This window comes from Streptomyces sp. NPDC005181 (assembly GCF_040608395.1).
Taxonomy (GTDB): Bacteria; Actinomycetota; Actinomycetes; order Streptomycetales; family Streptomycetaceae; genus Streptomyces.
Window position 1 is genome coordinate 171,653 of sequence record NZ_JBEXID010000001.1, and the last position, 26,038, is coordinate 197,690.

Below are 26,038 nucleotides of genomic sequence, written 5' to 3' on the forward strand. Positions count from 1 at the left end.
GCAGGACCAGTTGCTCGCATCTCCCAGCGGCGTTCTCGGTCTGCTGCGACAGTAGCCAGGGCGCCCGGCGACACCCCGGAAAAACCTTCCGGGGTCCACTTCGGCCACGAGGTGATGCTCAGGACATGCGAGGGATGACAGAGAACCTGACCATCGGCGAGCGCGTCGCCTGGTACCGGCGCCGACGCGGCCTCTCCCAAGAGGTCCTGGCCGGCCTCGTCGGACGCACTACGGACTGGCTGAGCAAGGCGGAGAACAACCGGATCGAGCTGGACCGTCTCTCGGTCATCACCTCCCTCGCCGAAGCCCTCGACGTCTCCCTCGGAGACCTGCTTGCCGAGCCGACTCTCATGGAATGGTCGGCCGACAGCGGCCGCCGCACAGTCCCCGCGTTGCGCGAAGCGCTCATGGACTACAAGCAGCTCACGCCCCTGCTGGGATCTGTACCCGATGACGAACCACCTGCCCTGCAGGACCTTCGCGCCAACGTGGGCGATGTCCTCGACGCCTATCAGGTGTCCCGCTACGGCTTCGCCACTCGACGTCTCCCCCTCCTCTTGGCCGATGCCCTCGCCGCATCCCGTGCTTACTCGGGGCGCGAGGGGGAGGAGGCCCATGCGCTACTCGCTCTGGCCTACCATTGCGCAGCCATGGTGCTGGGCAAGGTCGGAGAGCCCGAGCTGGCATGGATCGCCGCTGACCGCGGTCTGGCAGCCGCGCAGCACAGCGGCCGAAGCGAGGTCACAGGTTCGCTCTTCCGAGCGGTCACGCACTGCCTTCTGGCCACTGGACGCTTCACGGCAGCGATCCAGTTGGTGAACGACGCGGCAGCCGTCATGCAGCCGGGACTGGGCAACGCGAGCGACGAGTACCTCTCGGTGTACGGCACGCTGTTCCTCACCGGGGCGATGGCCGCGGCCCGAGCAGAGGACCGGGCGACTACGCAGACCTTCCTCCGAGAGGCCGACGAGACCGCGCAGCGACTCAGCGCCGATGCCAACCACCTGTGGACGGCCTTCGGTCCGACCAACGTGGCCATTCACTGCGTAGCCGCCGCCGGCGAACTCGGCGATATTCAGATCGCCGCGGACCTCGGCCCGCGAATCGACACCAGCGGCATGCCCGTGGAACGGCGTGCGCGGCACAGCCTCGAAGTCGCCAGGGCGCTGAGTGCCTGGAACCGAACCGACGAAGCCCTGGCCGTCCTGCTGGAAGCCGAACAGGTCGCCCCGGAACAGGTCCGCCACCACTACATGAGCCGAGAGCTGGTCATCGGCTGGATCCGCGGTACCAGAGGCCGGCCGTCCCATCCCGTGGCCGACCTGGCCCGCAGGCTCCGCATCGTGGCGGGCGGCTAGAGTCCAAGCCGTGAGCGAGAACGAGCACGAAGCGAAGATGGCCCACCCCCGCATGGCGGCCGGCGCTCTCTTCTTCGACGAAGCTGGTCGAATCCTCCTCGTCGAGCCGTCGTACAAGGACTATCGAGACATTCCCGGAGGATACGTCGAACAGGGCGAGTCGCCCCGACAAGCCTGTGTTCGCGAAGTCCATGAGGAACTGGGCATCAAACCCCACATCGGCCGCCTCCTCGTCATCGACTGGGCGCCGAACCCGGGAGAGGGAGACAAGGTCCTTTACCTCTTCGACGGGGGCCGCCTAAGCGCAGACCACCGCCAACAGATCTCACTGCAAGCGGACGAGCTCCGTGGCTACGACTTCCACGGCGCCGAACAGGTGCCAGACCTCACCATCCCCCGCCTCGCACGCCGAATCGCCGCAGGCATCCAGGCCCGAACGAACGGCCTGACTGCCTACCTGGAACACGGGCAGTCGCCGGAATCAGGGACCTGACCAACACCTGCGCTTCGCCGACCCTGCTGGCCAAGCAGTTGCCATCCGGGGCCGGGAGGAAGGCATTGGCGACACCCTCACCGCCAAGATCCGCGCCTCCCTCGCGCTGAGGTGGCTGACGTGCAGCCGGTCGAGGCGGCGCTGCCCGATGTGAGGCTTGAGGTGCACGCCGATGTCGGTCTCGTAGCGGCTCAGACCGGACTTGCGGATCCTCGCGGATAATGACGAGCACAGTCGACGCCACAGAGTCCGCAACAGTTTCCGGCGGTCACGAACAGGCTGACGACTCCACCCCAACGCCGAGAACTGCGCCTGCCTAACCTGCCTCTGCCTTCCGAGGCGAGGCTACATGCTCCGGCCAGGCCACCGGTTTCGCCGTCGCGTCCGGCTGTCTTGCGCTGCACGCCCGCTGCACGCGTGTCCACCGGTTGTCCACCGGCGGCCCTCGCTGAGGGTTCTCGGGCTGGGCGGGGTGTCAGGGCAGGGCGCGCCGGCTGCTGACGACAGGACTGTTGGGAGTTCCCATAAAGCCGGGAGCCGCGACAGTGACGGGCATACTCTTGTCCTTCTCTGACGATCTTCCCGGCCTTGAAGGACTCCTGGATGTCGGACATCAGCGCACCGCCCCAGCTTCAGCCCCTCGGACGACGCTTCGCGCGGCTGCGCGTGGAGGTGTACGCGTCCGAGGCTGCACTCGCCCGGTTGCTCCTGACCGACAGCGGCTTTCAGGTGGTCGAGGCGGACCTTGACAGTGCGCCGGTGCCCGCACCTCGAACGGGCCACGCACCGACCGGTGCGGTCAACTCCACGCTTCATCCCGGTGTAGGCGAGCTACGCGAAACGCCAGGTGGCGGCACTGTGTTCCTGGATGTGCTGCTGCCGCACAGTTCGATGCGGCAGCAGATGGCCGTCATCGCCTACCGCGAGTTGTGCCGCACCCTCCAGGCCGGCGGGGTCGTCCGCTTCCGGGTCGCCTCTGCCGCCCTTCAGTCCCCGCGTTCCCGGGCACCTCGGGCGTCCCACCGTGTCGTTCTGCGCCGTGCTCGCCCGCTGCGGACCGGGCGGTCCGCAGCGGGCGGACGCCGATCGACAACGTTTTCCGAACGGGCTCACCTACCGGAGGCCCTGGCGCTTCCTGCTCGCCGTGCTGCCCACAGCGACCCGGAGAAGGGCGCTCCGCTGGTGGCTGGTCCGCGCCCTCAGCCAACCGCTGGGCATCCACGTCTTCGGCGGCGGCGCTGAGGCACGACAAGAACTGCATAATGTGGCCGACCGCCTCGGCCGATCGCCGAAGGAACTGCGGCTCGTCCGCGAGTACTCACTGCGGCACCCAGACGAGCGGACGTGGCCGCCGGTTCCGCGTGCGGTCCTGCCTCTCGTCCTGCTCGGATTGTGCCTGCTGGCGACGGCGGCGGCCTTCCTCGGCCACCGGCCGGCCGCCAGAGACGTGTCGCTGGGCGACCTCCTGCCCTTCCTCCTGACCCCAGCGGGCCTGTTCACCAGTGTCACCGCCGTCCTCGTCGGCCTGATCGGGCGCCCGTTCGTCGGTACGAGGAGCACCAACACCGTGCTCGCCGTGGGCGGGGTCCTGCTCGCGGTGTGCGCGTCCGCGCTGCTGCGCAACATTCTGGATGCCCCACCTACGTACCGGCTGCTCGCCCTGATCATCACGGTCACGGTCACCGTCCCGTTCCTGTACCGAGCCCAGGCTCCCTGGGCACTTCAGCTGATCGTCCCCCTGGCGCTCGCCGCTTGCGTGCCGCTGATGCAGTTCCACGGCGAACAACTCCACCGCCGCTTCCTCGCCCCTTGGGGACTGGCCCCCAGCGACCTTGGCATGGAACTGACCGACCAGCTCCAAGTCGCGGCTCCGACCTGGTTCGCCTCCGGGTTCCTCCTCACCAGCTTGCTCTTCCTCTACGCCGTGTCCCGCATGGCCAATGCCGAGCCCTCCCGGGTCTTGATCGCAGCGTGTCTCGTCGGGGTCTGCGCATCCTTCGGAGTGCTGTTCCAGGAGGACGCTGCCGAGGCCGAGGCTGCCGGCCGCGCACTCGCCCGAGCCTCCGCAGGTGCTGCCGCTGAAGGGAAAGGGTGGGGTGCCGTCGAGCCCGAAGCCGTCTGCGTGGTTGCGCAGGACGACTGGGTACGGAACCTGCCGAGTGGTCCACTGCTGCAACTGGGCAGTGCGGACGGCAAGACCGTCTTGCTCGACCCCGCTGCCCCAGGCCACGCCCTCATCGTTCCGGATGGAGCCGTCACTCTGCTCAAGATCCTTGACGCTGGCGATTCCGTTACCTGCCATACCCGGTGACGTACTGCTCGCCAACGACCACCGGGGACAGTACCTGTTGCGCCTGAGCGGCATAAAGCCCATCTGGCGGGCCGGAGCGCGGTCTCTGCCGCCCTTGCGCCTCTCTGATGAGCGGTCGAGGAAGATCCGATTCCTTCGCGTGAGCACACCGCCCTGTGGCCCAAGGCCGGACGGCCCTCTTCGTACCAGCCCTTTGCCACCAGAGCCCTCTTCGTATCCGCCCGGGCGCAGGCCAGCCCCGTCCCAGCCCTTCAGTGCGGTATACGAGGGGCAGAAACGGTCAATCCAACTGGCTCCGAGATGGCTCACAGGCCCAGGTATCGCCTGGTCAGAGCCCTGAACTGCTCCCAATCGCCGTTGATTCCCAAGCTCAGAGCGCGAGTTCGATTCTCGTCACCCGCTCCATGAAAAAGCCCCAGGCCAGTGGCCGGGGGCTTCTTTGTTGTCTGGACCAATCAGAGAGCTCGCACCATTCGTGCACCACATCCGGCGGTTGATGGGCGACCCGCTTACCTGGCGCTACGGAGGCATAGGGCGCGCACCCGGCCCACAGCAGGGTGTACCACAAGGCGCGGCAGTTCATTCAAAATTGGCCGGCCGCAGACAGGACGAGCAGGCAGAGACCCATCGATGTGGCGAAGGCCGTACCGCCGTAAAGAACTGCCTCGGCGGACCCAGCTCCAGTGCTGGTTTCCAGGATCCCGGCGATCAGAGCCACCACGAGCGAGAACAGCGCTGCCACGAGTAGCCACAGGTACCGCGTTCCGGGTCGTGGCGAGGATGGCGGAGCATTCACAGGAGTCTTCCTTCGCGGAGGGACTGAAAGAACGAGAGCACGTCATTCCGAGACCGGCGCTGGCAGCGTGATGGCACCTGGGCCAGGATCGCCACTCAGCTCCAGGCCCAAGCGGACACCGAGGGCCTGATCACCTAATCCGTTGCCCAAGCTCAGAGCGCGAGTTCGATTCTCGTCACCCGCTCCATGAAAAAGCCCCAGGCCAGCGGCCCGGGGCTTCTTTGTTGTCTGGACCACACTAAGTGTCCCGTGCCCGATGCGTGCCCGATTGCGATTCGGCCCGCTCAGCCTGTGCCCTCAGTCGTGCGGCCCGTACGTGAGCGTCGATGCCGCCGGCGACTTCCTTCTGTCGCTCGCGGTCGGAGTGCTGATACTTCATGGCCGCCTTCTCCGAGGACTGGCCGGCTCGGACCATCGTGTCCTTGAGGGTCGCCCCAGATCGTGTCGAGAGCGTGTGACCGGCGTACCGAAGATCGAAGAAGCGGAAATTGTCGGGCAGGCCAACCCGCGCCCGAGCCCTTCGCCGCTTTCGCCCGAAGGTGGACCGGCGGAACGGCTTACCCCGCTCCGTCAGGGCCCCGCGGAGAACTGACGGCCGAGATCGACATCGCAGGCGACGGCAAGTTCCGTCCCCTGTGCTTCGTTCTCACCCCCGAACAGGCCGCGAACGCAATTGCATTCGAGCAAATCGCTGCTCCCCTGGACTGGTCTCGGCCGACGTGCGCATAACGATGTTTCTGGCTGGCCCCCGCCGCCAGTGACAAGGTGAGCCGTCCGTGGCGTCTTAGGGGTGAGTGGTTCGCGAGAGCGCGGCCGGAAGGGGAGGACACGGATCGCATGGGCGCGTTCGGCGGCAGACACGAGGACCGGCTGGCGGAGTTCCAGGAGTTCGCGAGCACGGCCGGCCCCTGGCTCTTCCGTACGGCGCTGCTGCTGACCGGCGGGGACTGGCACCAGGCGGAGGATCTGGTGCAGACGGCGCTGGCCAGGGCCTTCGCCTCCTGGGGGCGAGTGCGGCGCGCGGACAACCGGGACGCCTACGTCCGCACCGTCCTGGTCCGCGTCCATCTCTCGCAGCGGCGGCTGCGGCGCAGCACGGAGCGGCCCGTCGAGGCGGTGCCCGACAGTGCGTTGGGCGTTCATGGCGACCCGGCCCTGCGCGTGGCGCTGCTCGCGGCCCTGGCCCAGCTATCGCCCAAGGACCGGACGGTGCTGGTGCTGCGCTACTGGGAGGACCGCAGCGTCGAGCAGACCGCCTCGGAACTCGGCCTGCGGCCGGGCACGGTGCGCAATCGCAGCATGGCCGCGCTGGCCAGGCTCCGCGAACTGCTCGGCAGCGAGCGCGAATCGCTCACCACGATCTGAGAGAGGGGCAGGGACGGACATGAAGCTGGACGAGCACGAGCTGAACAAGGTCATGGGGGAAGCCGTCGGCGATGTGCGGCCGCCGACGCGCGCCCTGGTCGACGGGGCGACGCGGCAGGGCAGGCGGATGCGCAGCCGACGCCGGATCGCGGTCGGCGCGGGCGTGCTCGCGGTCGTCGGGGTGGTGGCGGGAACGTCGCTGTTCGGCGCGTACTTCCCGACGTACACGGACGGTGTGGAGACGCTTTCGGCGGGGCCAGGCGCCAAGCCGGGCAAGGTGACAATCCCCGACTTCTCGAAGCTGCCGAAGAATCCGCAGCCGCCGGCCGGGGCAGAGCGGATCACGGGGCGGGCGACCGTGCAGGCGCTGAAGGAGCTGATGCCCCAGGAACGGACCTCGGGGTATGAGAGCCAGCAGAATCCCCCGATGGGGTATGAGGTCTTCGGCCGGCTCAACACCGAGGGCTGGCCGGCCGGGGCGGAGGTGCAGGTCAATCTGCAGCCGAGCTTCGGGCGCGACATGTTCGTCCAGCAGCACGGGGCGGAGCTGGCACACACCTTGAAGGGGTTCTACTCCTGCGAGCACCGCGTGCCGGAGGGTGGGAAGATGTCCGCCTGCGGGGTCTCCAACCTGCGCGACGGCTCGGTACTGATGGTGTACGAGGACCGGTCCGGGCTGCTGCTGAGGCGGCACGCGGATCTGCTCCGTACGGACGGGACGCGGATCGTCGTGGGCACGTCCAACGGCGCGGACATCGAGGACGGGCCCGTGGTCGATCTCCACCCGCCACTGAGTCTGGACGAGTTGCGCTCGATCGTGACGAGTTCACGCTGGCAGTACTTCGTAGACCCGCAGGTCAACGAAAAGGCGAAGAGTCTCAAGCCGCACACGGACCGGAGCCAGCAGATCCCGGCCGACGGCTCGATTCCCGCCGACGACTCTCGGGGCACCACGGCGAAGCCGTCCAGCTCGACCAGGCACTGATCGTCCCAGAGGCGGGCCACGCCGATCACGCCCATCGCGGGGTAGTCGCGGCCGCCAACCGCCGTCAGATGCACCTCAGTTCGACCGCGTGGGGCGTTGGTCGGCGATATGCGTGGCGTAGACGGTGACACGGGTGAGGTCCTGCGGGGCCACGTCGGCGGCCGCGCGGGCGGCGAGGAGATGGGCGAGCGCCTTCTCGAACTGCTCGGGCAGCGTCTGCACGACGACCTTGCCGGGCGTCCTCCGCTGCGTCGATCGCCACCAGGCGCTCGTGGAGATCCGCGAGAGCGTCCACTTCCGGCGCCGGGACGAGGCGCTTGTGACGGAAGCGGTGCCCTCGGTGCTCGACCCCGCCCTTCTCATTCGATGCGAGGGCTGGCGCGTCTCCGGCATGCCCCGGTGCGCTGACCCGTCGCGCGGCTATGAACAGGACGACTACGCGTGTCCCAGCCGTCCGATTAAGGCCGTGACCAGCAAGAACGGGCCGGACAATCGATACTGGAGCTGTCCGGGGTGTCCGGTTGCAGACAGCTGCAACACCCTCGGATGTTGCAGCCCGGTGGCGAAGCCACCCCTCGTGAGTCGCGGGCGCCTGAGGCGCCTCCCTTCAGAGCGCGAGTTCGATTCTCGTCACCCGCTCCACGCAAAAGCCCCAGGCCGGCGGCCCGGGCCTTTCTTGTCGTCTGGGCTTGTTCACGCGTCGGACACCACCTCTGTACTACCCGCCCCCTCACGTTGCCGCTCGCCCGCCTTGCCGGCGGACGGCCCGCACGGGCCCATCCGCTGGCAGCCTCCTGCTGTCGCCCGAGCTCCGTGTACTGGCGGATCAGCGCCACATTCCCGGAGGGCCGGCCGGTTTGACGCGGCGCCGCTCACCTTTGTCAGCACCCAAGGCAGCAATCACGACCACCTTCACGCATACTCCAGTATGCTTGTCGCATGTCCTCAACGACTCGTATCACCGTCACCCTGCCCAGCGACCAGGTGGCGGAGCTCCGCAAGCTCACGGACAACGTTTCCGGCTATGTGGCGGAAGCGGTGGCCCGCCAGATTCGGCACCAACTGCTGGGCGACGACCTACGACGCCATGAAGAAGAGCACGGAAGCTTCGGCAACGAGGAACTGGCGGAGGCCCGGTCGAAGATCTTCGATGCCGCCGGCACCTCGAAGGACGCGGACGCCGCATGAGTGAGCGCATCGAAACCGTTGTCCTGGACTCGGAAGGGTTTTCGGCCTGGATCGCACAGGACCGCAAATTCCTCGCGATGCTGCAGGTGTTCCACGAGATGGGTGCCGACCTTGTCATCGGGGCGAACACCATCGTGGAGGTCAGCCACTCTCGCACCAACATTCCGCGCCTCAACTGGACGCTGTCGCGGATCAAGGTGGAACCGGTCACGGAGCAGGCGGCAAAGGCCGCTGCAGAGCTCCTCAAGGAAGCCGGACTACACGGCCACAAGTACGCCATCGACGCCACCGTGGCCGAAGTGGCACTTCGCCAGCCAAGGCCGGTCGCGCTGCTGACGTCCGACAGCGACGACATGACAAAACTCTGCGGTAATCACGTCCGGATCATCTCCCTCTGACTGGTCGGCGTCCGTCACGAAGGTGCACCTCGACGGCCAGGTGGAGTCGGTCCGGCCTCGTGCCGGACCGTCTTCGTTTCCGCCGCATCGGGGCTTGGAGTGGCCCCCAACCGATCGTGGGCGTGTCGCCACGCGGCCTCATAGTTGGATGGGCAGGTGGCGGGGTCCGCGGAGCATGGCGTTCTGCCGGTAGGGGGGCGGGTCCTGGACCAGGCAGGCCGTGCCGAGATGGGGGATCAGCGCACCGAGCGCGGCCTCGGCTTCGATGCGGGCGAGGGGTGCGCCGTAGCACAGGTGGATGCCGCTGCCGAAGCCGAAGTGCTCGTTGTCCGGGCGGGTGGGGTCGAACCGGTCGGGCTCGTGGAACCGCTTGGGGTCGCGGTTGCCTGAGGCCAGCGCCAGTACGACGGACGTGCCCTCGGGGATCGTGGTGCCGGCGACGTCGATGTCGGCGAGAGGGACCCTCTCGCGCATGTGGACCGGAGGTTCGTAGCGCAGCAGTTCCTCCACCGCTTGCGGCAGCAGGCCGGGCTCGCGGCGCAGCCGGTCCAGCTGGTCGGGCTGGCGCAGCAGGGTGAGGACGCCGTTGGCGATCAGATTGACCGTGGTCTCGTGTCCGGCGATGAACAACAGGATGGTGGTTTCCGCGAGTTCCCCGCCGGTGAGCCGCAGGGCTGGGTCCGGTTCATTGATGAAGGCGGAGAGCATGTCGCCGGTGGGCAGGTCGCGGCGCTGTTCGGCAAGGTTGACCAGGTACCGGCCCATCTCCTGCCGGGCCTGGATGCCCGCCTGGTCCCGTTCGGTGGTGTCTTCTTCGGACCCGATGTCGGCGGACGCGACGATTACGTCGGTCCATGCCTGGAACAGTGACTCGTCCTCGCGCGGGACGCCGAGCAATCGGCAGATGACGGTGATGGGCAAGGGGTAGGCGAAGTCGTCGATGATGTCGATCTGCTTGCGGCCCCGGAGCGCCTCGATCAGTTTCTCGGTGATGTGGGCGATCTCGCCGCGCATGGCATCGACCCGGCCCGGGCTGTGCGGCGGGCCGAACGGGCGCATGGCCAGGGTGCGCAGTCTGTGGTGCTCGGGGTCGTCGAGCCGCAGGAACGGCGGCGTCGCCGTCTCCTTGGACGCAGACGGGGCGGTGCGGGAGCGCGGATCGGCACTCATTCGAGGGTCGTGGAGCAGAGCGGCGATGTCGTGGTGGGTGCCGATCAGATAGCTGCCGTCTGCCTGGCGCACCACGGGACCGGCCTCGCGGAGTTCCGCGTACAGCGGGTAGGGGTTGGGGCGGTTCACGTAGTCGGTGATCCGTGCCAGCAAGGTCTCGGAGTCCATGGTGGCTCCTCGTGGTTGGGCGGGACGCGGGTCAGCCGGTGGGCTGCACCACGGTCAGCCGGCGATCGGGCAGGTAACCGGTGAGCGCCACGGTGGGGCCGTGGGACAGCCCCTTCGGATCCGGCACGTCGGACGGAATCGGGATGTCGGCCGCGATCGCACGGTCCGCCGCGCCGGGCGGGGGCGGGAACGGAGCAGCCGTCTCGATCAGGTGCTTGTAGTAGTCGAGCGACTTGGCCATGTCGACGGTGACCGCGGCGGTGACCCTCCCCTGGTAGCCGTAGACCATCGCCAGACGGCGCGCCTCCAGCGAGCCCTGGGCGATGACCACTTGGTCGGAGAAGGTGGGTACGCCCACCGACTTGATGTTGAGCCCGAACTGGATCGACCAGAATGTCGGGAGGGCGAGGTGCGGGCGCCGCAAGGGTCCCGGATTGACCATGTTGTGGGCCGCCACCTCGGCCTGCGCGACCGCGTTGCCCCAGTGCTCCAGGGAGAGCATCTGGTACCCGAACAGCGGGTGCGGGAACCGGGAGACGTCACCGGCCACGAAGATGTCGTCGGTGACGATCCCGTACATGTTGAAGGCCCGGCACCCGGCGTCGCAGGCGACCCCGCGCGGGCCTGCTGCCAGCCCGGACTCCGCCAGCCACTCGACGTTGCGGACCGCCCCCAACGCCACGACGCACACATCCGCGTCGACATGACTGCCGTCGGACAGGTCCGCACCGGTGAACCCGCCGTTCCCGTCCCCGCACAGGGCGGTGACCGTCACCCCGCAGCGCAGGTCCACGCCGTGGTTGCGCTGCATGACGGCCGCAAGCTTCGACAGCGTCCCGCCGAGCGCACCCACCAGGGGCGCGGGGCCACGTTCGGCGACCGTGACGTCCAATCCTCGCTCCCGGCAGGCCGAGGCGATCTCCGAGCCGGTGAAGCCGGCGCCGATCACGAGCACCCTCCCCAGCCCGGCGGCCAGCCGCTCGGCCAGCTCCCCGCCCTCGTCGCGGGTGCGCAGGGTGAACACCCCGTCCAGGTACCCCTCCTCCGGGTTGGGCCAGGGCCGCGCCCGGGTCCCGGTGGCGATCAGCAGCCGGTCGAACGGCAGCGACTCGCCGTCGGCCAGCATGACCCGTTTCCCGAGAGGGTCCAGGCCGGTGGCGGCTACTCCCAGCCGCCAGTCGGCGTCCGGGTCCCGGCGCATCGGCAGCCCCGTGGTGTCCGCCGGCACCTTGCCGAGCAGCACCTGCTTGGACAGTGGTGGCCGGTCGTAGGGCGGATAGCGCTCATCCCCCACCACGGTCAGTGAGCCGGTGAAGCCCTCCTCGCGCAGCGTCTCCGCGGCCCTGAGCCCGGCCAGCGACGCGCCGACGACGACGATACGGCCGTCTCTGAGGTCACCGGGCACCGGTGCTCACCTCCTCACCGAGGAGGATCGCCTGGACCGGGCAGGCCGCCGCGGCCTGGCGCACGCGCTCGACCTGGTCGTCGGGGACGGCCGGGACGTACAGCAATCCCTCCTCACCGTGCAGCTGGAACACCTCCGGCGCGAGGAACACGCACTGCGCATAGCCCTGGCAGCGCGTGAGGTCCACAACGGTCCGCATCCTCACCACTTCCTCCGTCGCCTCACTCCCTCATTTCCAGCATGGGGGGAAACCCGGACGCCCGCACGACCACCGCTAGGCTCCCCGACGAGCTGGTGCGAGCCGGCTCCGGTTGCCACCGGGCAGCGGGCGTGGCAGGTCAGCAGGGGTGCTACTGCAGTGCTCCCAAGATCCCCGGCGTCGACGAAGGGGTCGTGCCGGACGCGTGCCAGATCGTGCGGGAGAACCACGGGGAACAGCGGGCAGCAAGACGGGGCACATCGGCCGCCTTCTCCTGCTGCGCCGCAGGTCTGCCAAGCAGCCGATGCTGGATCACCCCAGCTTCCCGAGCTCAGAGCTCACCGAGCGCATGTCCGAGGTCTACGCGATCCGCCTGCTCGATGCCCTGGACGGGCCGACCCCCACGTGCGGAGCCACGACGGCAAGCACCTCATCACAAGTACTGGCTGAAAGAGGACGCTCATGTCAGCGAACGTTGCGCTGCACTTCGACCGTGTCTCAACACGGGGTCTCACAACGATCTCCGACTGCGCATCGGCCCCCACCGCCGGTCGTGCGGCTCGAGCGATCCAGGTGCTGAGGAGAAGAGGCCGGCGGGGGTGCCGGTCGGCTCCACGGCTTTAGTCACCTCCCCGGACCGGGCAGGCCACCGACCAAACCCACTCCACCGACCTCACGGCAGTTCTTCATCAGTCGACGGCCTTCAAGTCGTCCAGGGCGTCTCCGAGGCCGAGTTCGGTGGCACCACGGGTCTGGAAGCCCTGCTTGAACAGCTCAGCCGTGCGCTGCTGTACTCCCTCGCCTCGGACGAGTTGCTGGAACAGCGCGGCGTCTGCGCGTACTTCGGCAGGAGTCGGCAGGCTGATCGCGTTGATTGCCGACTTGGCTGCGATCAGCGCATCGCGGGGGAAGCCGCTCATGCGCGCGGCGATGCCTGCTACGAACTCGTCCAGTTCGGCGTCAGGGACCGCACGATTGACCCATCCATAGCGTTCGGCGAGGTCGGCATCGAAGTCCGACGACGTCAGCACGGCTTCGAGTGCACGACCCCGGCCCAGCAGACGGGTGAGGTGCTGGATCGCGCCCGCGCCGGGGGGTGTTCCGATTCCCACTTCGGGCTGGCCCAGGATGGCGTTCTCCCGGGAGGCGAAGCGCATGTCGCACGCAAGGAGGAACTCACTGCCCGCTCCCCGGGCACGGCCGCGCAGCTTGGCGATGGTGACAGCCGGGAGCTGGCTCAGCTTGCGAAACAGCATTCCCAGGGAGGCATCGCCGGGGCCTCCGGCCTTCGCGGCCTCAGCGGTGTACTCGGGGACTTTCGTCATGTCGACGTGCGGGAAGAAGAAGTCGGCGTCCGCACTGTCGAAGATCACCACGCGTGGGGCGGTCGGGTGTGACAGGTCCTCGAGCAGTGCGACCAGGTCCCGCACGACCTCGGGACCGATGAGGTTCATCGGCGGCGCGTTGAACGTGGCGGACAGGACGTTGCCGTCCAGCCTGGTCTTGATGGTTTCGTACGAGGCGGTCATCTCGGTCTTCCTGTCATCGCTCAGCCCCGTCCTTCTCGTGGACGCGGTGCAGGGTGATGTCGCGGGATTCGGCGGCTGCGACGACCTGGAACGGGGATGGTGACCAGGCCGAAGCTGATGGCTCCGCGCCAGATCGCTCGGGACATGACAGCGCCCCTTTCGCCCGCGTTTGCCATGCTATGCCGTCCCCCGCCAGTGGGCTCCCTGAGTGGTCCGGACCTGCCTGGAATCGAGCACGTGCCCGACCGGACGTCCGGGCAGACTGATCGAACTCCTCAAGCAGTGCCCACCGGCCGTGCCCGATGCGTGCCCAACAGGTCGGTGAGGGTTCGCCGTGGCACCCGTTGTCACAGGTCAGACCGGAATCCGAGTGAAGAAGCGCAGTGATCCCAAGCTCAGAGCGCGGGTTCGATTCAGCGCAGTACACCCTCGCCCGCGTGGACGGCGTGCATGGCGCGCTCGACAGTCTCCTGGTTTTCGCCGACCGGAGCCACGTAGCCGATGACGTCGCGCGCGGCGTCCTCCCCGAGCATTCGGGTGATCACCCAGGTGGCGAGATACTGTGACGCCAGGCAGCCGCCCGCCGTAGCGATGTTCCCCTCGGCGTGGAACGGCGCGTCCAGCACGATGACGTTGCGGGCTTCGACAAAGGGCCGGCTCTTTATGTCCGTGCAGGCAGGCATGCCATCCAGCAACCCGAGCCGGGCGAGCACCAGCGCGCCGGAGCACTGCGCACCGATCAGCTGTCGCGAAGGGTCGAGCGGCAGCCTGGAGATCAGCCGGTCGTCGGCGACTACGTCTCGTGCCTTCACCCCGCTACCGATCAGCACGACGCCGGCTTCGGTCACGAACTCCATCGGGCGCTGCCCGGTTACCTCGACGCCGTTCATGGACGTGACCACCGGCGTCGGTGTCGTGATGAAGGCCTCCAAGCCGTCCTTTCGGCACCGGTTGATCAGCGCGGAGGCGATGAAGCTGTCGAGCTCGTTGAATCCGTCGAAGGTGACCACGGCTACCTGCATGGCATCTCCTCAAACTACGGCACTGGGGTTGCAGTTTCTCAGGGCGCTGTGCCGAGGTCACGGGCCAATTGGCAATCGGTGGCTCATTGCAGAGCTCTACACGCCGGCAATGCTGGAAGCGGCCGACGCCGCCCTGGACACCTTCGAAGATGAGGCGTGCTCGCTCGGCGGAGCGTCGGACGAGCGCATACTCGCGGCCGTCGAGCGAGTGGTGGAGCAGCTCAACACCATCGACAACGAGTACGGCGCCTTCTGCACCATCGAGCGCGAGGAACTGTGCGAGTACATGGACCAGGTTGTCACCGAGCAGGGCGCCGACGTCTCAGGTCTCCTCGTCCGCCACGGCATGGAGGAGCTCACCGAGCGGTGGCGCGACCGGTAGGGCCGTCTGGACCGTGCCAGAAGCACGCCAGACAGGGCAGGCATCAGGGGTCAGCCACGGCCGCAACGCCACGCCACGCCCCACGCAACGTGGCTTCCGCGACTGTCGCAGGTCAGAAGACATTTCAGCGCCGGCCAGCCCGTGATTCCCAAGCTCAGAGCGCGAATTCGATTCTCGTCACCCGCTCCATGCGAAAGCCCCAGGCCAGTGGCCCGGGGCTTTGTTGTTGTCTAAACCGCGCCAAACGGTCTCGTGTCGTCAGCCGTCTTGGGCTGCCCTGTTGCCCTACAGCCGCCCTCACCCTCGCCGGTCCCCGGCCTCTTCCCCTCCCCAGACCTTCCGGTTCCTCAGAATTCCTGCCGGTTCTCATACAACTCTTCAAGGTCGTCAGGGGTCTCCAGTTCGCCAACCGCTCGTGCTCTCTCGTGGGTCACCGAGGACACCCCCGGCGAACACGGGCTGACAGCACCCCAGATGACTCGGGCCTGCTCTCGACGGGCCCCGCATGCCGCCGGAGAACTCTGTATGCACTTTCCCCAGCACCTCCGCACCGCCCTGGCCGTCGCCATCCTGGCCACCGGCCTCACCCCGCTCGCCACCGCCGCCCCCGCGCGGGCCGCCGCTCCGGCCAAGTACCCCGACGACTTCAACGGTGACGGCTACCGGGACATCGCCGTCGCCTCCCCGTGGGCCCAGATCGGCAGCAAGAAGGAGGCCGGCCACGTCAGCGTCCTCTACGGCTCCGCCTCCGGTACCTCCACCAGCCTCCCGTTCGCCGTCCACCAGGGCCGGGTCGGAGTCCCCGGCAGCCCGGAGGCCGGGGACGAGTTCGGCCGCGTCATCACCAGCGCCGACCTCGACCGCGACGGGTACGCCGACCTCATCGCCGGGTCCCCGAACGAGAAGGTCGGCACACGGACCGGCCAGGGTGCCGTGACCGTGGTCTGGGGCGGTTCAGCCGGGCTCAACCAGGGCGCGTCCATCTCCAACAAGAAGCCCACCACCGAGGGCCACTACGGCAGCGCCCTGGCGGCGGGCGACTTCACCGGAGACGGCAACCCCGACCTGGTGGCCACGGAGGGCGCGGGGCTGCGCCTGTTCCGGGGGCCCTTCACCCGCACCGGCACCCCCCGCTCCACCTCGTACATCAGCCTCGGCGCGTATGGAGCGCTGCGACTCGTGGCGGGGAAGATCAACAAGAACGCGTACGTCGATCTCGTCGTCGTCAACGAGCGGAACACCCGTGTTCTGAAAGGCACCTCTACCGGGCTGACGATGACCAGCAAGAGTACGGTCGCGGGCGAGTTCTCTGCATACGGGTGCAGCGCCGCCGCCACCATCGGCGACTTCGACAAGGACGGATACGGCGACGTCGTCGTGGCGAAGGGCTGGGCAACCGGGAACGGGGTGGCTTATGCGGGCAGTCTGACCGTCGCGTACGGAAGCTCCACCGGCCTCAGCACCACCCGCGCCACCAAGACCTTCACGCAGGCGACCTCCGGAGTCCCCGGCACCCCCGAGAAGCAGGACCACTTCGGCTGCTCGGTGTCGGCCGGTGACGTCACCGGCGACGGTCGCGCCGACCTGCTCGTGGGCGTCCCCGGTGAGCACGGCAGCGGCCTCGGCGGCGGCGGTGTCACCCTGCTCAAGGGCTCGTCGTCCGGACTGACCGGTGCGAACTCCCGCTGGCTGGACGCCAACACCAGCGGCGTACCGAACGAGTACACCCAGGACTTCGGGCTCGCGGTCCATGTCACCGACACGGACGGCGACGGCCGCGCAGACGCCGCGGTCAGCGACCCCGGAGTGCACGCCTATGACGGCGCCGTCTGGTACCTCCGCAGCACTGGTGCCCAGCTGACCGGCGAAGGCTCCTCGATCATCTACGCCCCGCGCACCGAGCCCACGGGCACGGACGCCTGGCACAACTTCGGTATGGCATTCGCGGACTGACGGGGCAGGCCGGGAGGACCCGAGCGGTCCCTGACCAAGGTTCTCACCGGCACCGTACTGATACGCATGGTCCGGGCCGGCCTGCTCGGCCTCGACGACGCGGTGGAGCAATGGCTCCCGACGCCGCCCGGATCGGGTATCACGCTACGGAACCTGGCGGACCACACCTCGGGCCTGCCGCGGCTGCCACCGGGCCTGGCCGGCCACGATCCCTACGCGGCCTTCGACGAGGACGCGCTGCGGGCCGTCCTGGACCGGCTCGAGGAGATCACCGTAAGGCGACCGGGGCAGGAGGCGGAGTACTCCAACCTCGGTTACGCCGTACTCGGTGCGGCCCTGGTGTCCGCGGCCGGGCGGCCGTACGAGGAATTGGTCCGTGAGTACGTGCTCACGCCGGTGGGAGTGGACGAGGTCACCGCGCATCCGCCCGCCGATCGACTGCTGGGCGCACGGAGCCTCTGCGGATCCGCCGACAGCGCAGGCAGGTAAGCCTCGGAAGGCAGGGAAATGGACATGGCGCCTCCTCAGCCCAGCAGCAGATTCAGACACGAGACGACGGCAGCTGCGCCGGTCACCCGCAGGACCCCGATGTGTTGCGGATCCCAGTGGCGCCGAGAGCCCTCACGAGCAGGGTCCGTGGCGACCACGGGCGCGGGGGCCGGAATGGCCGCGGGCGCTGGGGCGGAGAACGGCGGGTCGATGGTGAGGGCGGTGACGCTCAGGGGCGCGGCGAGTGCGCGCAGCGCGGGCTCGGAGAGCCTGATCCGGGGGTGGTCCTCACCCAGTGTGGCGGAGAGTCTCTCCGTCGAGGTGAAGCCGACGGCCGTGCGGCGGCCCAGGGGGGTGCGGAAGAACCGGGCTGGGAAGCCGGCGGGCCCCGGCCGGACGGGCACGAAGAGAGGTCCGGCCGGGATGCGTTCAGCAGGCTCGGGGTCCTCAGAATGATCGACTGGAGACATGATTCCGCTCCTCAGGAGGCGAATGCGCCACCCGGCCGGGTCGGCCGGACGTGCTCCACTGACGCTATGCCCGCCTGTCAGGGGACCGGCCGCCTTGCTGACGGATGCTTGACGGGAAGACCCTCACCCGTAACGCGCCTCTGACGGGACCGACAGGATCCCGGACCCGCGCCTCTGGGCCTCGCGCACCGCTTCCGCACCACTTGCGCCCTCTCCGGGCTGGTCAGAAGCCTTCTTGCGCGCGGCTCCGACCGTCGGGCATGCCCACTTGAGCGCGGGCCTGCCGCCACCTCCGTCGGTGTCACACAAGCAGCCGGTCCCACCACGAGGCAGGACCGGCCGTCGACCGCATGAGGTAACTCACCTGGTCAGTGGGCGAAGGGGCCACCGAGCGAGGTGTACGACAGCTTGAGCGAATTCACGGTGTACGACTTCGAGCCGGTGCCGGTGGTCCCGGACGTCGAGCCCTTCAGCATGTGGACAAGGCCCGACCGGGTGTTGTCCAGCCAGTCGTTCGTGTCCACCATGAGGTCGGCGCGGCCGTCCCGGGTGTAGTCGGTGAGCTTGAGGTTCCGTCCGAAGTAGTCGTCGTTCTCGACAGCGCCCGCGATGCCGGAGGTGTTCTGGTCGTAGGCCTTGGCTCCGGTGCCGGACAGGCCGCCGGCGCGGCCGAGCAGCACCGTGACCATGCCGGCCTGGCGCTTGCCCGCCAAGTCCTCGCCGGGGGCCCCGATGGCGAGGTCCGCGTATCCGTCGCCGTTGACATCGCCCGCGGCGATGGCGGCGCCGAAGTAGTCCTCGTTCTCCGAAGCCCCGGGCACACCCGCCGTGTTCTGAGTGAACTTCACCGGCTTGCGCGCGGTGTTCGGCCCGGTGGCGCCGCCGTACTGGACCATGACGTAGCCCCGCTCCCCGTCCGGCCGCTCGTAGCCGCGACCGATGGCCAGGTCGCCGTAGCCGTCCTTGTCGAAGTCTCCGATGGCGGTGATGGGGCCGCCGCCCATCTGGTGGCCGGCGTCGTCAGGCACACGGACCTCGCCGGCGAGGCGGGTGAAGTCGCCGCCGCCCCGGTGGAAGAAGGCCCGCAGGTCCTGGTCGCCGTCGGCGAGATCGTCGCCGATGACGTAGAGGTCGGTGGCGGTGTCGGCGGTGACCCGGCCGGCCGCCAGCTGCGAGGCGTTCAGATAGCCGTGACCGCCGCCGAGCGACTGCCGGCCGCCGTCTCCGCCGGTGCGGGTGAAGGGGCCCTTGAGCAGGACGACGCCGGCCTGGCTCTGGCTGATCGCGGCGAGGTCCTGGTCACCGTCGCCGTCGAAGTCGCCGGCCGTGACGTCGAGCCCGAACTGGTCGCCCGAGCCCGGGTACTCCGGCGCGACGGGGGAATGGAAGACGGTCCCGGCGGCAAGGCCCTTGGCACCGCCCCAGATGACGGTCAGCCCGCCGCGCATGGCGATGTCGCCGACCTTCTCGCCCGGTGAGGCGACGACCAGGTCGGCATAGCCGTCGCGGTCGAGATCAGCGGTGGTGGCGGCGAATCCCCACGAGTCGCCCTCCTCGACCGCGCCAGGTATGCCGGGCGAGTCCTGATGGATGGTCTGGACACGCGTGCCGGGGCCGGTCGAGGTGCCGTAGACGATGGTGACCCTGCCGTCCTTGCCGTACGAGCCGCCGAGCATGACGAAGTCACGGTGACCGTCACCGTTGAAGTCGTCGGCCGGCTTGGCGGTGGCCGCGGCCGCCGAGGGGGCGGCGAGGAGCGGGGCCGGGACTGCTGCTGCGAGTACTGCGGCGGAGGCGAGGACGATACCCGTGGCGCGCATGGAACTCCGTTGTCTGAGAGCGGCTGTGAGCGGTGTGGACCGCGATCTAAGACCCGCACGGATGCCAGACGGTTGTACATCGATGACAGGAAACCGTCCGGCATGCCGACGGGCCGAACCGCCCCCGGGCGGCCCGGCGGAGTGGACGGGTCGGGGGGCTGATGCGAGATGATATGGCTTAGCCCAATGGGTAGTTGATCAAAAAATCCGGTGGGGGGCCCTGCTTGTGAATGATGCGGTCGAGTTGGCGGACATGATCGCGCAGCTGCGCCAGGAGCTGAGCCGGGCGATGTCAGCCGGTGCGGACACCGACCTGCGGTTCAAGGCGGAGCGGGTGGAGCTGGAGCTGACTGTGGGGGTGGAGCGGACCCATGAGCCGGGAGTGAAGGTGCGGTTCTGGGTGTTCGACGCCGGTGCGACGGCGAAGCGGTCGGCCACGGTCACTCAGAAGCTCACGCTGACGTTGCAGCCGGTGCGGACGGACGCTCCGGACGAGATGGCGTTGATCTCCGGGGACGAGCTGCTCGGTGAGGGATGACGGGGCGGCCGTGAGTGACGGACTGGACCCGCACCGCATCGCGGAGGTCATCGTCACCACCGCCGCCGGTGGCGGGCGGCGCGGGTCGGGGTACCGGGTCAGCGACACGGCGGTGCTGACCGCGTTCCATGTGGTGGCCGAGGCCGCGGATGTGCAGGTGCGTTTCGATGCCGACCGGCCGGGTCAATGGGGCGCGGCGGCGGTGGTGGCCTGGTCGGACACCGACACCGATGTGGCTGTGCTGACGTTCACGCCCCAGCCGGGTGCCCTCCCCGTCGCGCCCGTACGGTTCGGGCGTATCGGCGACGACCGTCATGCAGTCATCGATGTGCATGCAGCGGGGTTCCCGCTGTGGAAGCGGCGACGCAAGGGCGATGGGAGGCAGTTCCGGGAACTGCACCAGGCGGACGGGACCGTGGCGGCGCTGTCCAACCTGAGGACCGGCACCCTGGAGATCACCGTTCCGGTAGCGGCTGCCGACCCCGACCCCAAGGTGTCGCCATGGTCGGGGATGTCTGGCGCCGCCGTCTGGGCCGGACGCCACATAGTCGGGGTGGTCGCCGAGCACCACCGATGGGAAGGGCTGGGCCGGCTGGCAGCGGCCCGCATCGACCACACGCTGCGGCAGGCCGGCGAGGAGCGCCGGGAAGAGCTGGCCGGGCTGTTGGCGATCGCCGACCCCCAGGCGCTGCCCGACGTGGGCCCCGGGCCGGCCCTTGCAGTTTCCGGACCTTCGCCGGCCGGTTCCAAGGTCATCGGGCTGCCGGTCACGCATGGGCTGGAGCTGTTCAAGGACCGCACCGAAGTACGCGAGATGATCGGCCGTCACCTCGCCGATCCGGCGATTCGCATGGTGACCATCACCGGACGACGGGGCATGGGCAAGAGCGCGGTCGCGGCCAAGGTCATGGAGATGCTGGAGCAGGGCGAGTGGCCGGGCCACGCCCGGGCACCGGTGCCGTCGGGGCTGGTCAATCTGAGCACCCGTACGTCGGGCATCTCCCTGGAGCGCCTCTACTTCGACTGCGCCCGCGCGCTCGGCTCCGATCTCGAGACGCATCTGGGGGAGGTCTGGGCCACGAGCCGCCCTGTACAGGACAAGATCGTTGAGCTGTTTGCCGCGATGGGCGACCAGCTCTTCATCATCCTGATGGACAACCTCGAGGACCGGCTCCAGGACGACGGCAGGCTCGCCGACGAGGACGAACTCGCGGTTTTCCTCGACCACCTCTTCCGGGCACGATCCACGCCACGGCTGCTGGTCACATCGCAGATACCGTTGCGGCTCGCACCCGAGGTGCGCCGTTTCGCCGCGGAGGTCGAGCTGTCCGACGGGCTGCCGCCCGCCGAGTCGGTCGCGCTGCTGCGCGAACTCGACCAGGACGGCGGCCTTGGTGTGGCGCAACTGTCCGACGAGCAGCTGCTGCAGGCGTCGGTCCGCGTCCACGGGGTTCCGCGCGCACTCGAGCTGTTGGTGGGTGCCATGGCCGACGACCTGCTGACCCTGCCGACGCTGCAGGACGTACTGGAGGACTTCACCCTGCGGGGCGACGTGGTCGCCGGTCTCGCCCAGGACCGGTACCAGCAGCTGGGCCCCGACGCCCGCACCGTGCTGCACGTCCTCGCGGTGCTGCGCACGCCCGTGCCGCGGGAGGCGATCGAGTGGATCGTGGCCGGCCTCGTTCCCGGACTCGATACCGCACCGGTCCTGTCCCGCCTGCTGCGGATACGCATGCTGTCGGTGGACCGGGCCAGCCGTACCTTCGCGCTGCACCCGATGGACGCCGACCTGGCGTACGGCGCCATGCCGCGGGACGGCGACCTGGGACAGCGGTCCGTGGAGCGGCGGGCGGCCGACTGGTACGCGAGCATCGCCCCGCCGCGCGCGGACTGGCGCAGTCTGGACGACGTACAGCCGTACCGCCGCGCATTCGAGCACCGTGTGCGCGCCGGGGACATGGACGAGGCCGCACTGGTCCTCGGCGAGATCAGCGAATGGATGGTCTGGCACGGCTCGGTGCTTGCGGTGATTTCGATGCATCTGACCATGGAGGGACAGTTGACCGACGACCGGGCGCGCCTTGCCCATCTCATCGGCTTCGGGCATGCCCGGCTGAGCGGCGGTCCGATGACCCACGCGGCGGACCTGTTCACCGAGGCGGCCGAACTGGCCGAGCGCATCGGTGACCGCCAGGCGCTGCAGAACGTCATGTTCGGTCTGGGCGACGCCTACCGTCAGCTGGGCCGCCTCGACGCCGCGGTAGCCCCGCTGGCCCGGGCCGGGGAACTGGCCCATGAGACCGGCGATTCCGAGCGCGAGGTACACGCGCTCCTGAGCCTCAGTCTCGCCCACAGCTACCTGGGCGACGGGGCCGCGGCCCTTGCCGGTGCCGACCGACTGCGCGAACTCTCCCACGACCTTCTCACCGAGGCACGTTCGTGCAACGCGCGCTCCATTGCCCTGCTGGTACTGGGCCGTTGGGAGGAAGCGATCACGGCCGGCGACGGAGCCATGCGTGCGTACCAGGCCGCGGGCAGCAGGGAAGCGGTCACCTACGCCCTCAACGCCCAGGGCATCGCTCTGATCGCGTTGGGGCGGACCGAAGAGGCGCTGGCCGCGCTGGACGGGGCACTCGACGAGGCGTCGCAGATCGAGAACCCGCGCGCCGGGGGAGTCTGCCTCTACAACATGGCGTGGACGTACTGGACCGACGGCCGATACGGACAGGCAGCCGAGGCAGCCGAGCGGGCGGCCGCCTCGCTGCAGCTCGCCGGGGCGTCGGAAGCCGCGGCGGCGCAGGCGCTCGCCGAGGCTGCCCACGCCCGGACCGTGTCCGACCCGCAGACGGCCGCCGACGCGCTGGACCGGGCCGCCGCCGGCGTCGGACGCAATGTCGAGATGGTCCGTCCGGCCTGGCTCACCGAGGAAGCAGAGCGGTTGCGCAACGAGGCCTGACGCTGCGCGGTCGTACAGGGAAGCCCCGGGCCACCAGCCCGGGGCTTCTGTGTTGTCCCGACGCAGCGGGCGTCGCCTGCCGTGCCGAAAGCCGGACCGGGTGGTGATCAGCGCGCCACGGCCCGCCCGGGTTCCGGGCCGGCAGGTCACGGCCACCCACACTGGAGGGCATGACGAGCGCGCAGCAGAACGGCAGTGCGTCGCCGGGCCGCTTCGCCTGCGCCGCACACCCGGGCTGCGCCGCGAGGAAGGGTGAGTGTTCTGTCACCTCCGCGCAATGAAATGTGCTGGAAACGCATGGGTGTTCATTACGAAACGCGCGCCGGTCACCCTCTCTGTCGCCGGACCCCCACGCCGCCCCGAGGAGGGACTCCCTCTTGACCCCCGTCACCCTGGCCGCGGCAGGCCTCGACACAGGCGACACCGCCTGGCTGCTCGCCGCCACCGCGCTTGTCCTGCTGATGACCCCCGGGCTGGCCCTGTTCTACGGCGGCATGGTCCGCACGAAGAGCGTCCTCAACATGCTGATGATGAGCTTCGTGTCCATCGCGCTGGTCACCGTCGTCTGGCTGGTCGCGGGATATTCGCTGGCCTTCGGCGACGACGTCTTCGCCGGCCTCATCGGCAACCTCCACCACGTGGGCATGGCGGACATCGGCCCCGGAACCCTCACCGGCAGCGTCCCCACCCTGCTGTTCACCACGTTCCAGCTCACCTTCGCGATCATCACGGCGGCACTGATCAGCGGCGCGATCGCGGACCGCATGAAGTTCGCGGCCTGGCTGGTCTTCGTGCCGGTGTGGACCCTGCTCGTATACGTTCCCGTCGCCCACTGGGTGTGGGGCCCCGGCGGCTGGATCGCGCACTCACTCGGCGCCCTGGACTTCGCCGGGGGCCTCGTGGTGGAGATCACGTGCGGAGCGTCGGGCCTGGCACTCGCCCTGGTGGTGGGCCCGCGCATCGGCTTCAAGAAGGACGCGATGCGCCCGCACAACCTGCCGATGGTGATGCTCGGCGCCGGCCTGCTCTGGTTCGGCTGGCTCGGCTTCAACGGCGGCTCGGCCCTCGGCGCCAACGGTCTGGCAGCGGCCTCGCTCCTCAACACCCTCGTCGCCGGATCCACCGGCCTGCTCGGCTGGCTCTTCGTCGAGCAGAAGCGCGACGGCCACCCGACCACCTTCGGCGCGGCGTCGGGCGCGGTCGCCGGCCTGGTGGCGATCACGCCCGCATGCGGCACGGTCAGCATCCTGGGCGGCGCCGTGGTCGGACTCGCGGCAGGCGTCGTCTGCTCGTACGCGGTCGCGTGGAAGTTCCGGTTCGACTACGACGACTCGCTGGACGTGGTCGGCGTGCACTTCGTCGGAGGCGTCGTCGGCACGCTGCTCATCGGCCTGTTCGCGACGGCCACGATGACCGGCGGCAAGGAGGGTCTCCTCTACGGCGGCGGACCGGGTCAGCTCGCCCGGCAAGCCGTCGCCGTGCTTGCCGTGGCTGCGTACACGTTCCTGGCGACCTACGGGATCGGTAAGGCGATCGACAAGCTGATGGGGGTGCGGGCCGCCACAGAGGAGGAACTCACGGGCCTGGACCAGACGGTGCACGCGGAGAGCGCCTACGATCACGGCGTCCTGGGTCATGCCGCTCCGCAGACCCCGGCCCGCTAGGCACCTCTTTCCAAGGACAGGAACCCTGCCACATGAAGCTCATCACCGCGATCGTCAAGCCGTACCGCCTTGACGAGGTGAAGACCGCGCTGCAGGAGCTCGGCGTGCACGGACTGACCGTCACGGAGGCCAGCGGATACGGACGCCAGCGCGGCCACACCGAGGTGTACCGGGGCGCCGAGTACCGGGTCGACCTGGTGCCCAAGGTCCGCATCGAGGTCGTCGTCGAGGACGCGGAAGCGGAGCCGGTCATCGACGCGGTGGTCCGCGCCGCCCGGACCGGCAAGATCGGCGACGGCAAGGTGTGGGCGGTGCCCGTGGACACGGTGGTACGGGTCCGCACCGGCGAGCGAGGCCCGGACGCGCTGTAGGCAGCGCCCCGTCCCCGGGCAGGTCGCACAAGGACTGACCTGTGGCGTCGAGGATCAGGAGCTCATGGCCGAGCCCTTTGCGAGGGTCCACACACACCGGCCGCTACTCGCCGATGCGCACCACCGCGAGCGTGATGTTGTCGGGGCCGCCCGCCTCGATGGCGGCCTTCCACAGCTCGAAAGCGGCCCTGCCGTCGTTGTGCACCCGCAGCAGGCTGTCGAGTGCGTCCTCCGTCACCGGGTCGGTCAGCCCGTCGGTGCAGACCAGGTAGCGATCGCCTGCGGACAGCGGCGACGTCGTCACGTGAGGCGTGATGGCGCTGAACGCGGGGGCGCCACCGAGCGCCTGCGTAATGAGTGACGTGGTGCGCCGGCCCGGCGGCAGCGGCGGGCTGTCGTCCACACTCACCTGGCGAAGTCCGTCCTGAGTCGCGTCGAGCACTCTGCTGTCGCCGACGTTGAAGGTAAGCAGCGACTGGGCCAGCACGACGGCACCCGCGACCGTGGTCCCCATGGCGGCCAGCTCCGGATGGCCGTCCGCGGCCGCGTACACCGCATGATTGCAGGCGTTCAGAGCGTCACGAACGGTTTCCTCGCTGTCCAGTGAAGGGCCGATCGAAGCGAGTCGACTGACGACCAGTGCACTGGCCACCTCACCGGCCGGCTGCCCGCCGATCCCGTCGGCGACCGCGACGACGAGTGGTGAGCCGAGAGGGAACAGCAGCGTCTGCGGATTCTCGGTCACGGTGCCGCACAACGTCCACGGTCCGACCACGAGGCTGTCCTCATTGTGATCACGAATCAGCCCGGTGTGACTCAATGCTGTGACAGCTACGTACGGCATCCAAGGCTCCCGCTTCTGCGCAACGGCAGGCGCGTCCCACACCTCCATTGTGGCGCTGCGGGCGTCGACCGCGAACCTCGGAAAACGCACGTCGCCGAACGCCGACTTCACTAGCGGACGAGATAGTATCTTTTGCGCAACCATCTGTCCGGCTGGACAGCCAG

Annotated in this window: 22 protein-coding genes and 3 pseudogenes; 15 read left to right on the plus strand and 10 right to left on the minus strand. The window is 68.9% G+C overall.

Annotated elements, in window-relative coordinates; genetic code table 11:
- Positions 1-134 precede the first annotated feature (134 nt).
- The 4 genes and pseudogenes from ABZV38_RS00815 (at position 135) to ABZV38_RS00830 (ending at position 4,162) form a co-directional block, all read left to right on the plus strand.
- On the plus strand, positions 135-1,358 hold the full coding sequence (locus ABZV38_RS00815; RefSeq protein ID WP_356323102.1) for a helix-turn-helix transcriptional regulator: 1,224 nt from the start codon (positions 135-137) through the stop codon (positions 1,356-1,358).
- A gap of 10 nt (positions 1,359-1,368) precedes the next feature.
- A complete protein-coding gene (locus tag ABZV38_RS00820) occupies positions 1,369-1,851 on the plus strand; it encodes an NUDIX hydrolase (protein WP_356323104.1) in 483 nt (160 codons plus the stop codon).
- Between the two features lie 7 nt (positions 1,852-1,858).
- Positions 1,859-1,954, plus strand: a pseudogene (locus ABZV38_RS00825) (XRE family transcriptional regulator); the annotation flags it as partial.
- 921 nt (positions 1,955-2,875) lie between these two features.
- Positions 2,876-4,162 (plus strand): hypothetical protein, encoded by a 1,287-nt coding sequence (locus ABZV38_RS00830; RefSeq protein WP_356323106.1) that lies wholly within the window; start codon positions 2,876-2,878, stop codon positions 4,160-4,162.
- A gap of 1,034 nt (positions 4,163-5,196) precedes the next feature.
- Here ABZV38_RS00830 and ABZV38_RS00835 read toward each other — a convergent pair.
- Positions 5,197-5,526 (minus strand): annotated as a pseudogene (locus ABZV38_RS00835) (site-specific integrase); the annotation flags it as partial.
- 269 nt (positions 5,527-5,795) lie between these two features.
- On the opposite strand from ABZV38_RS00835, the gene ABZV38_RS00840 reads away from it, so the two are divergent.
- Both ABZV38_RS00840 and ABZV38_RS00845 read left to right on the plus strand, forming a co-directional pair.
- A complete protein-coding gene (locus ABZV38_RS00840; protein ID WP_356323108.1) occupies positions 5,796-6,323 on the plus strand; it encodes a SigE family RNA polymerase sigma factor in 528 nt (175 codons plus the stop codon).
- Between the two features lie 19 nt (positions 6,324-6,342).
- Positions 6,343-7,308, plus strand: a complete 966-nt coding sequence (locus ABZV38_RS00845; protein ID WP_356323488.1) for a hypothetical protein — start codon at positions 6,343-6,345, stop codon at positions 7,306-7,308.
- On the opposite strand, the pseudogene ABZV38_RS00850 reads toward ABZV38_RS00845, so the two are convergent.
- A pseudogene (locus ABZV38_RS00850) lies at positions 7,269-7,542 on the minus strand (RidA family protein); the annotation flags it as partial. The gene ABZV38_RS00845 and the pseudogene ABZV38_RS00850 sit on opposite strands and share 40 nt — an antisense overlap.
- A 705-nt stretch (positions 7,543-8,247) precedes the next feature.
- Between ABZV38_RS00850 and ABZV38_RS00855 the strand changes: the two are divergent.
- Both ABZV38_RS00855 and ABZV38_RS00860 read left to right on the plus strand, forming a co-directional pair.
- A complete protein-coding gene (locus tag ABZV38_RS00855) occupies positions 8,248-8,496 on the plus strand; it encodes a type II toxin-antitoxin system CcdA family antitoxin (RefSeq protein WP_356323111.1) in 249 nt (82 codons plus the stop codon).
- Positions 8,493-8,894: a PIN domain-containing protein gene (locus ABZV38_RS00860; RefSeq protein WP_356323113.1), complete on the plus strand. Its 402-nt coding sequence runs from the start codon at positions 8,493-8,495 to the stop codon at positions 8,892-8,894. Before ABZV38_RS00855 ends, ABZV38_RS00860 begins: the two co-directional genes overlap by 4 nt.
- Before the next feature lie 138 nt (positions 8,895-9,032).
- Here the strand turns inward: ABZV38_RS00860 and ABZV38_RS00865 are convergent, their stop codons facing one another.
- From ABZV38_RS00865 to ABZV38_RS00885, 5 genes are all read right to left on the minus strand, one after another.
- A complete protein-coding gene (locus ABZV38_RS00865; RefSeq protein WP_356323115.1) occupies positions 9,033-10,232 on the minus strand; it encodes a cytochrome P450 in 1,200 nt (399 codons plus the stop codon).
- A gap of 31 nt (positions 10,233-10,263) precedes the next feature.
- Positions 10,264-11,637 (minus strand): FAD-dependent oxidoreductase, encoded by a 1,374-nt coding sequence (locus ABZV38_RS00870; protein WP_356323117.1) that lies wholly within the window; start codon positions 11,635-11,637, stop codon positions 10,264-10,266.
- Positions 11,627-11,836 carry a ferredoxin gene (locus ABZV38_RS00875; protein WP_356323119.1) on the minus strand — a complete coding sequence of 70 codons (210 nt, stop codon included), beginning with the start codon at positions 11,834-11,836 and terminating at the stop codon, positions 11,627-11,629. The genes ABZV38_RS00870 and ABZV38_RS00875 overlap by 11 nt, the downstream gene beginning before the upstream one ends.
- Positions 11,837-12,525: 689 nt before the next feature.
- Entirely contained in the window at positions 12,526-13,365 is an 840-nt protein-coding gene (locus ABZV38_RS00880; RefSeq protein ID WP_356323121.1) for an enoyl-CoA hydratase/isomerase family protein, read from the minus strand.
- A gap of 413 nt (positions 13,366-13,778) precedes the next feature.
- Positions 13,779-14,387, minus strand: a complete 609-nt coding sequence (locus ABZV38_RS00885) for a DJ-1/PfpI family protein (protein ID WP_356323123.1) — start codon at positions 14,385-14,387, stop codon at positions 13,779-13,781.
- Positions 14,388-14,496: 109 nt separating this feature from the next.
- On the opposite strand from ABZV38_RS00885, the gene ABZV38_RS00890 reads away from it, so the two are divergent.
- The 3 genes from ABZV38_RS00890 to ABZV38_RS00900 all read left to right on the plus strand — a co-directional run bounded on the left by ABZV38_RS00890 (position 14,497) and on the right by ABZV38_RS00900 (position 17,211).
- Complete coding sequence (locus ABZV38_RS00890) at positions 14,497-14,769, plus strand: hypothetical protein (protein WP_356323125.1); 273 nt, start codon at positions 14,497-14,499, stop codon at positions 14,767-14,769.
- Positions 14,770-15,294: 525 nt separating this feature from the next.
- Positions 15,295-16,722 (plus strand): FG-GAP and VCBS repeat-containing protein, encoded by a 1,428-nt coding sequence (locus ABZV38_RS00895; protein ID WP_356323127.1) that lies wholly within the window; start codon positions 15,295-15,297, stop codon positions 16,720-16,722.
- Between the two features lie 30 nt (positions 16,723-16,752).
- Positions 16,753-17,211, plus strand: a complete 459-nt coding sequence (locus ABZV38_RS00900; RefSeq protein ID WP_356323457.1) for a serine hydrolase domain-containing protein — start codon at positions 16,753-16,755, stop codon at positions 17,209-17,211.
- Positions 17,212-17,246: 35 nt separating this feature from the next.
- Here ABZV38_RS00900 and ABZV38_RS00905 read toward each other — a convergent pair whose 3' ends face one another.
- Complete coding sequence (locus ABZV38_RS00905; protein ID WP_356323129.1) at positions 17,247-17,681, minus strand: SAV_915 family protein; 435 nt, start codon at positions 17,679-17,681, stop codon at positions 17,247-17,249.
- Positions 17,682-18,049: 368 nt separating this feature from the next.
- Positions 18,050-19,501 carry an FG-GAP and VCBS repeat-containing protein gene (locus ABZV38_RS00910; protein ID WP_356323131.1) on the minus strand — a complete coding sequence of 484 codons (1,452 nt, stop codon included), beginning with the start codon at positions 19,499-19,501 and terminating at the stop codon, positions 18,050-18,052.
- 226 nt (positions 19,502-19,727) lie between these two features.
- On the opposite strand from ABZV38_RS00910, the gene ABZV38_RS00915 reads away from it, so the two are divergent.
- From ABZV38_RS00915 to ABZV38_RS00930, 4 genes are all read left to right on the plus strand, one after another.
- The gene (locus ABZV38_RS00915; protein ID WP_356323133.1) at positions 19,728-20,039 is read left to right on the plus strand and encodes a trypco2 family protein; all 312 of its coding nucleotides are present in this window, start codon (positions 19,728-19,730) and stop codon (positions 20,037-20,039) included.
- Positions 20,040-20,049: 10 nt separating this feature from the next.
- The gene (locus tag ABZV38_RS00920; RefSeq protein ID WP_356323136.1) at positions 20,050-22,995 is read left to right on the plus strand and encodes a tetratricopeptide repeat protein; all 2,946 of its coding nucleotides are present in this window, start codon (positions 20,050-20,052) and stop codon (positions 22,993-22,995) included.
- A 377-nt stretch (positions 22,996-23,372) separates the two neighbouring features.
- Positions 23,373-24,659: an ammonium transporter gene (locus ABZV38_RS00925; protein WP_356323138.1), complete on the plus strand. Its 1,287-nt coding sequence runs from the start codon at positions 23,373-23,375 to the stop codon at positions 24,657-24,659.
- A gap of 32 nt (positions 24,660-24,691) precedes the next feature.
- Positions 24,692-25,030, plus strand: a complete 339-nt coding sequence (locus ABZV38_RS00930) for a P-II family nitrogen regulator (protein ID WP_356323140.1) — start codon at positions 24,692-24,694, stop codon at positions 25,028-25,030.
- A gap of 103 nt (positions 25,031-25,133) precedes the next feature.
- Here the strand turns inward: ABZV38_RS00930 and ABZV38_RS00935 are convergent, their stop codons facing one another.
- Positions 25,134-25,874 carry a protein phosphatase 2C domain-containing protein gene (locus ABZV38_RS00935; protein ID WP_356323459.1) on the minus strand — a complete coding sequence of 247 codons (741 nt, stop codon included), beginning with the start codon at positions 25,872-25,874 and terminating at the stop codon, positions 25,134-25,136.
- Between the last annotated feature and the right edge of the window lie 164 nt (positions 25,875-26,038).

Coding starts and splice junctions, on each gene's coding strand:
- ABZV38_RS00865 (WP_356323115.1), bottom strand. CDS start 10,232: ATGGACTCCGAGACCTTGCTGGCACGGATCACCGACTACGTGAACCGC.
- ABZV38_RS00910 (WP_356323131.1), bottom strand. CDS start 19,501: ATGCGCGCCACGGGTATCGTCCTCGCCTCCGCCGCAGTACTCGCAGCA.
- ABZV38_RS00855 (WP_356323111.1), top strand. CDS start 8,248: ATGTCCTCAACGACTCGTATCACCGTCACCCTGCCCAGCGACCAGGTG.
- ABZV38_RS00840 (WP_356323108.1), top strand. CDS start 5,796: ATGGGCGCGTTCGGCGGCAGACACGAGGACCGGCTGGCGGAGTTCCAG.
- ABZV38_RS00885 (WP_356323123.1), bottom strand. CDS start 14,387: ATGCAGGTAGCCGTGGTCACCTTCGACGGATTCAACGAGCTCGACAGC.
- ABZV38_RS00845 (WP_356323488.1), top strand. CDS start 6,343: ATGAAGCTGGACGAGCACGAGCTGAACAAGGTCATGGGGGAAGCCGTC.
- ABZV38_RS00815 (WP_356323102.1), top strand. CDS start 135: ATGACAGAGAACCTGACCATCGGCGAGCGCGTCGCCTGGTACCGGCGC.
- ABZV38_RS00935 (WP_356323459.1), bottom strand. CDS start 25,874: ATGCCGTACGTAGCTGTCACAGCATTGAGTCACACCGGGCTGATTCGT.
- ABZV38_RS00890 (WP_356323125.1), top strand. CDS start 14,497: ATGCTGGAAGCGGCCGACGCCGCCCTGGACACCTTCGAAGATGAGGCG.
- ABZV38_RS00860 (WP_356323113.1), top strand. CDS start 8,493: ATGAGTGAGCGCATCGAAACCGTTGTCCTGGACTCGGAAGGGTTTTCG.
- ABZV38_RS00880 (WP_356323121.1), bottom strand. CDS start 13,365: ATGACCGCCTCGTACGAAACCATCAAGACCAGGCTGGACGGCAACGTC.
- ABZV38_RS00905 (WP_356323129.1), bottom strand. CDS start 17,681: ATGTCTCCAGTCGATCATTCTGAGGACCCCGAGCCTGCTGAACGCATC.
- ABZV38_RS00875 (WP_356323119.1), bottom strand. CDS start 11,836: ATGCGGACCGTTGTGGACCTCACGCGCTGCCAGGGCTATGCGCAGTGC.
- ABZV38_RS00930 (WP_356323140.1), top strand. CDS start 24,692: ATGAAGCTCATCACCGCGATCGTCAAGCCGTACCGCCTTGACGAGGTG.
- ABZV38_RS00895 (WP_356323127.1), top strand. CDS start 15,295: ATGCACTTTCCCCAGCACCTCCGCACCGCCCTGGCCGTCGCCATCCTG.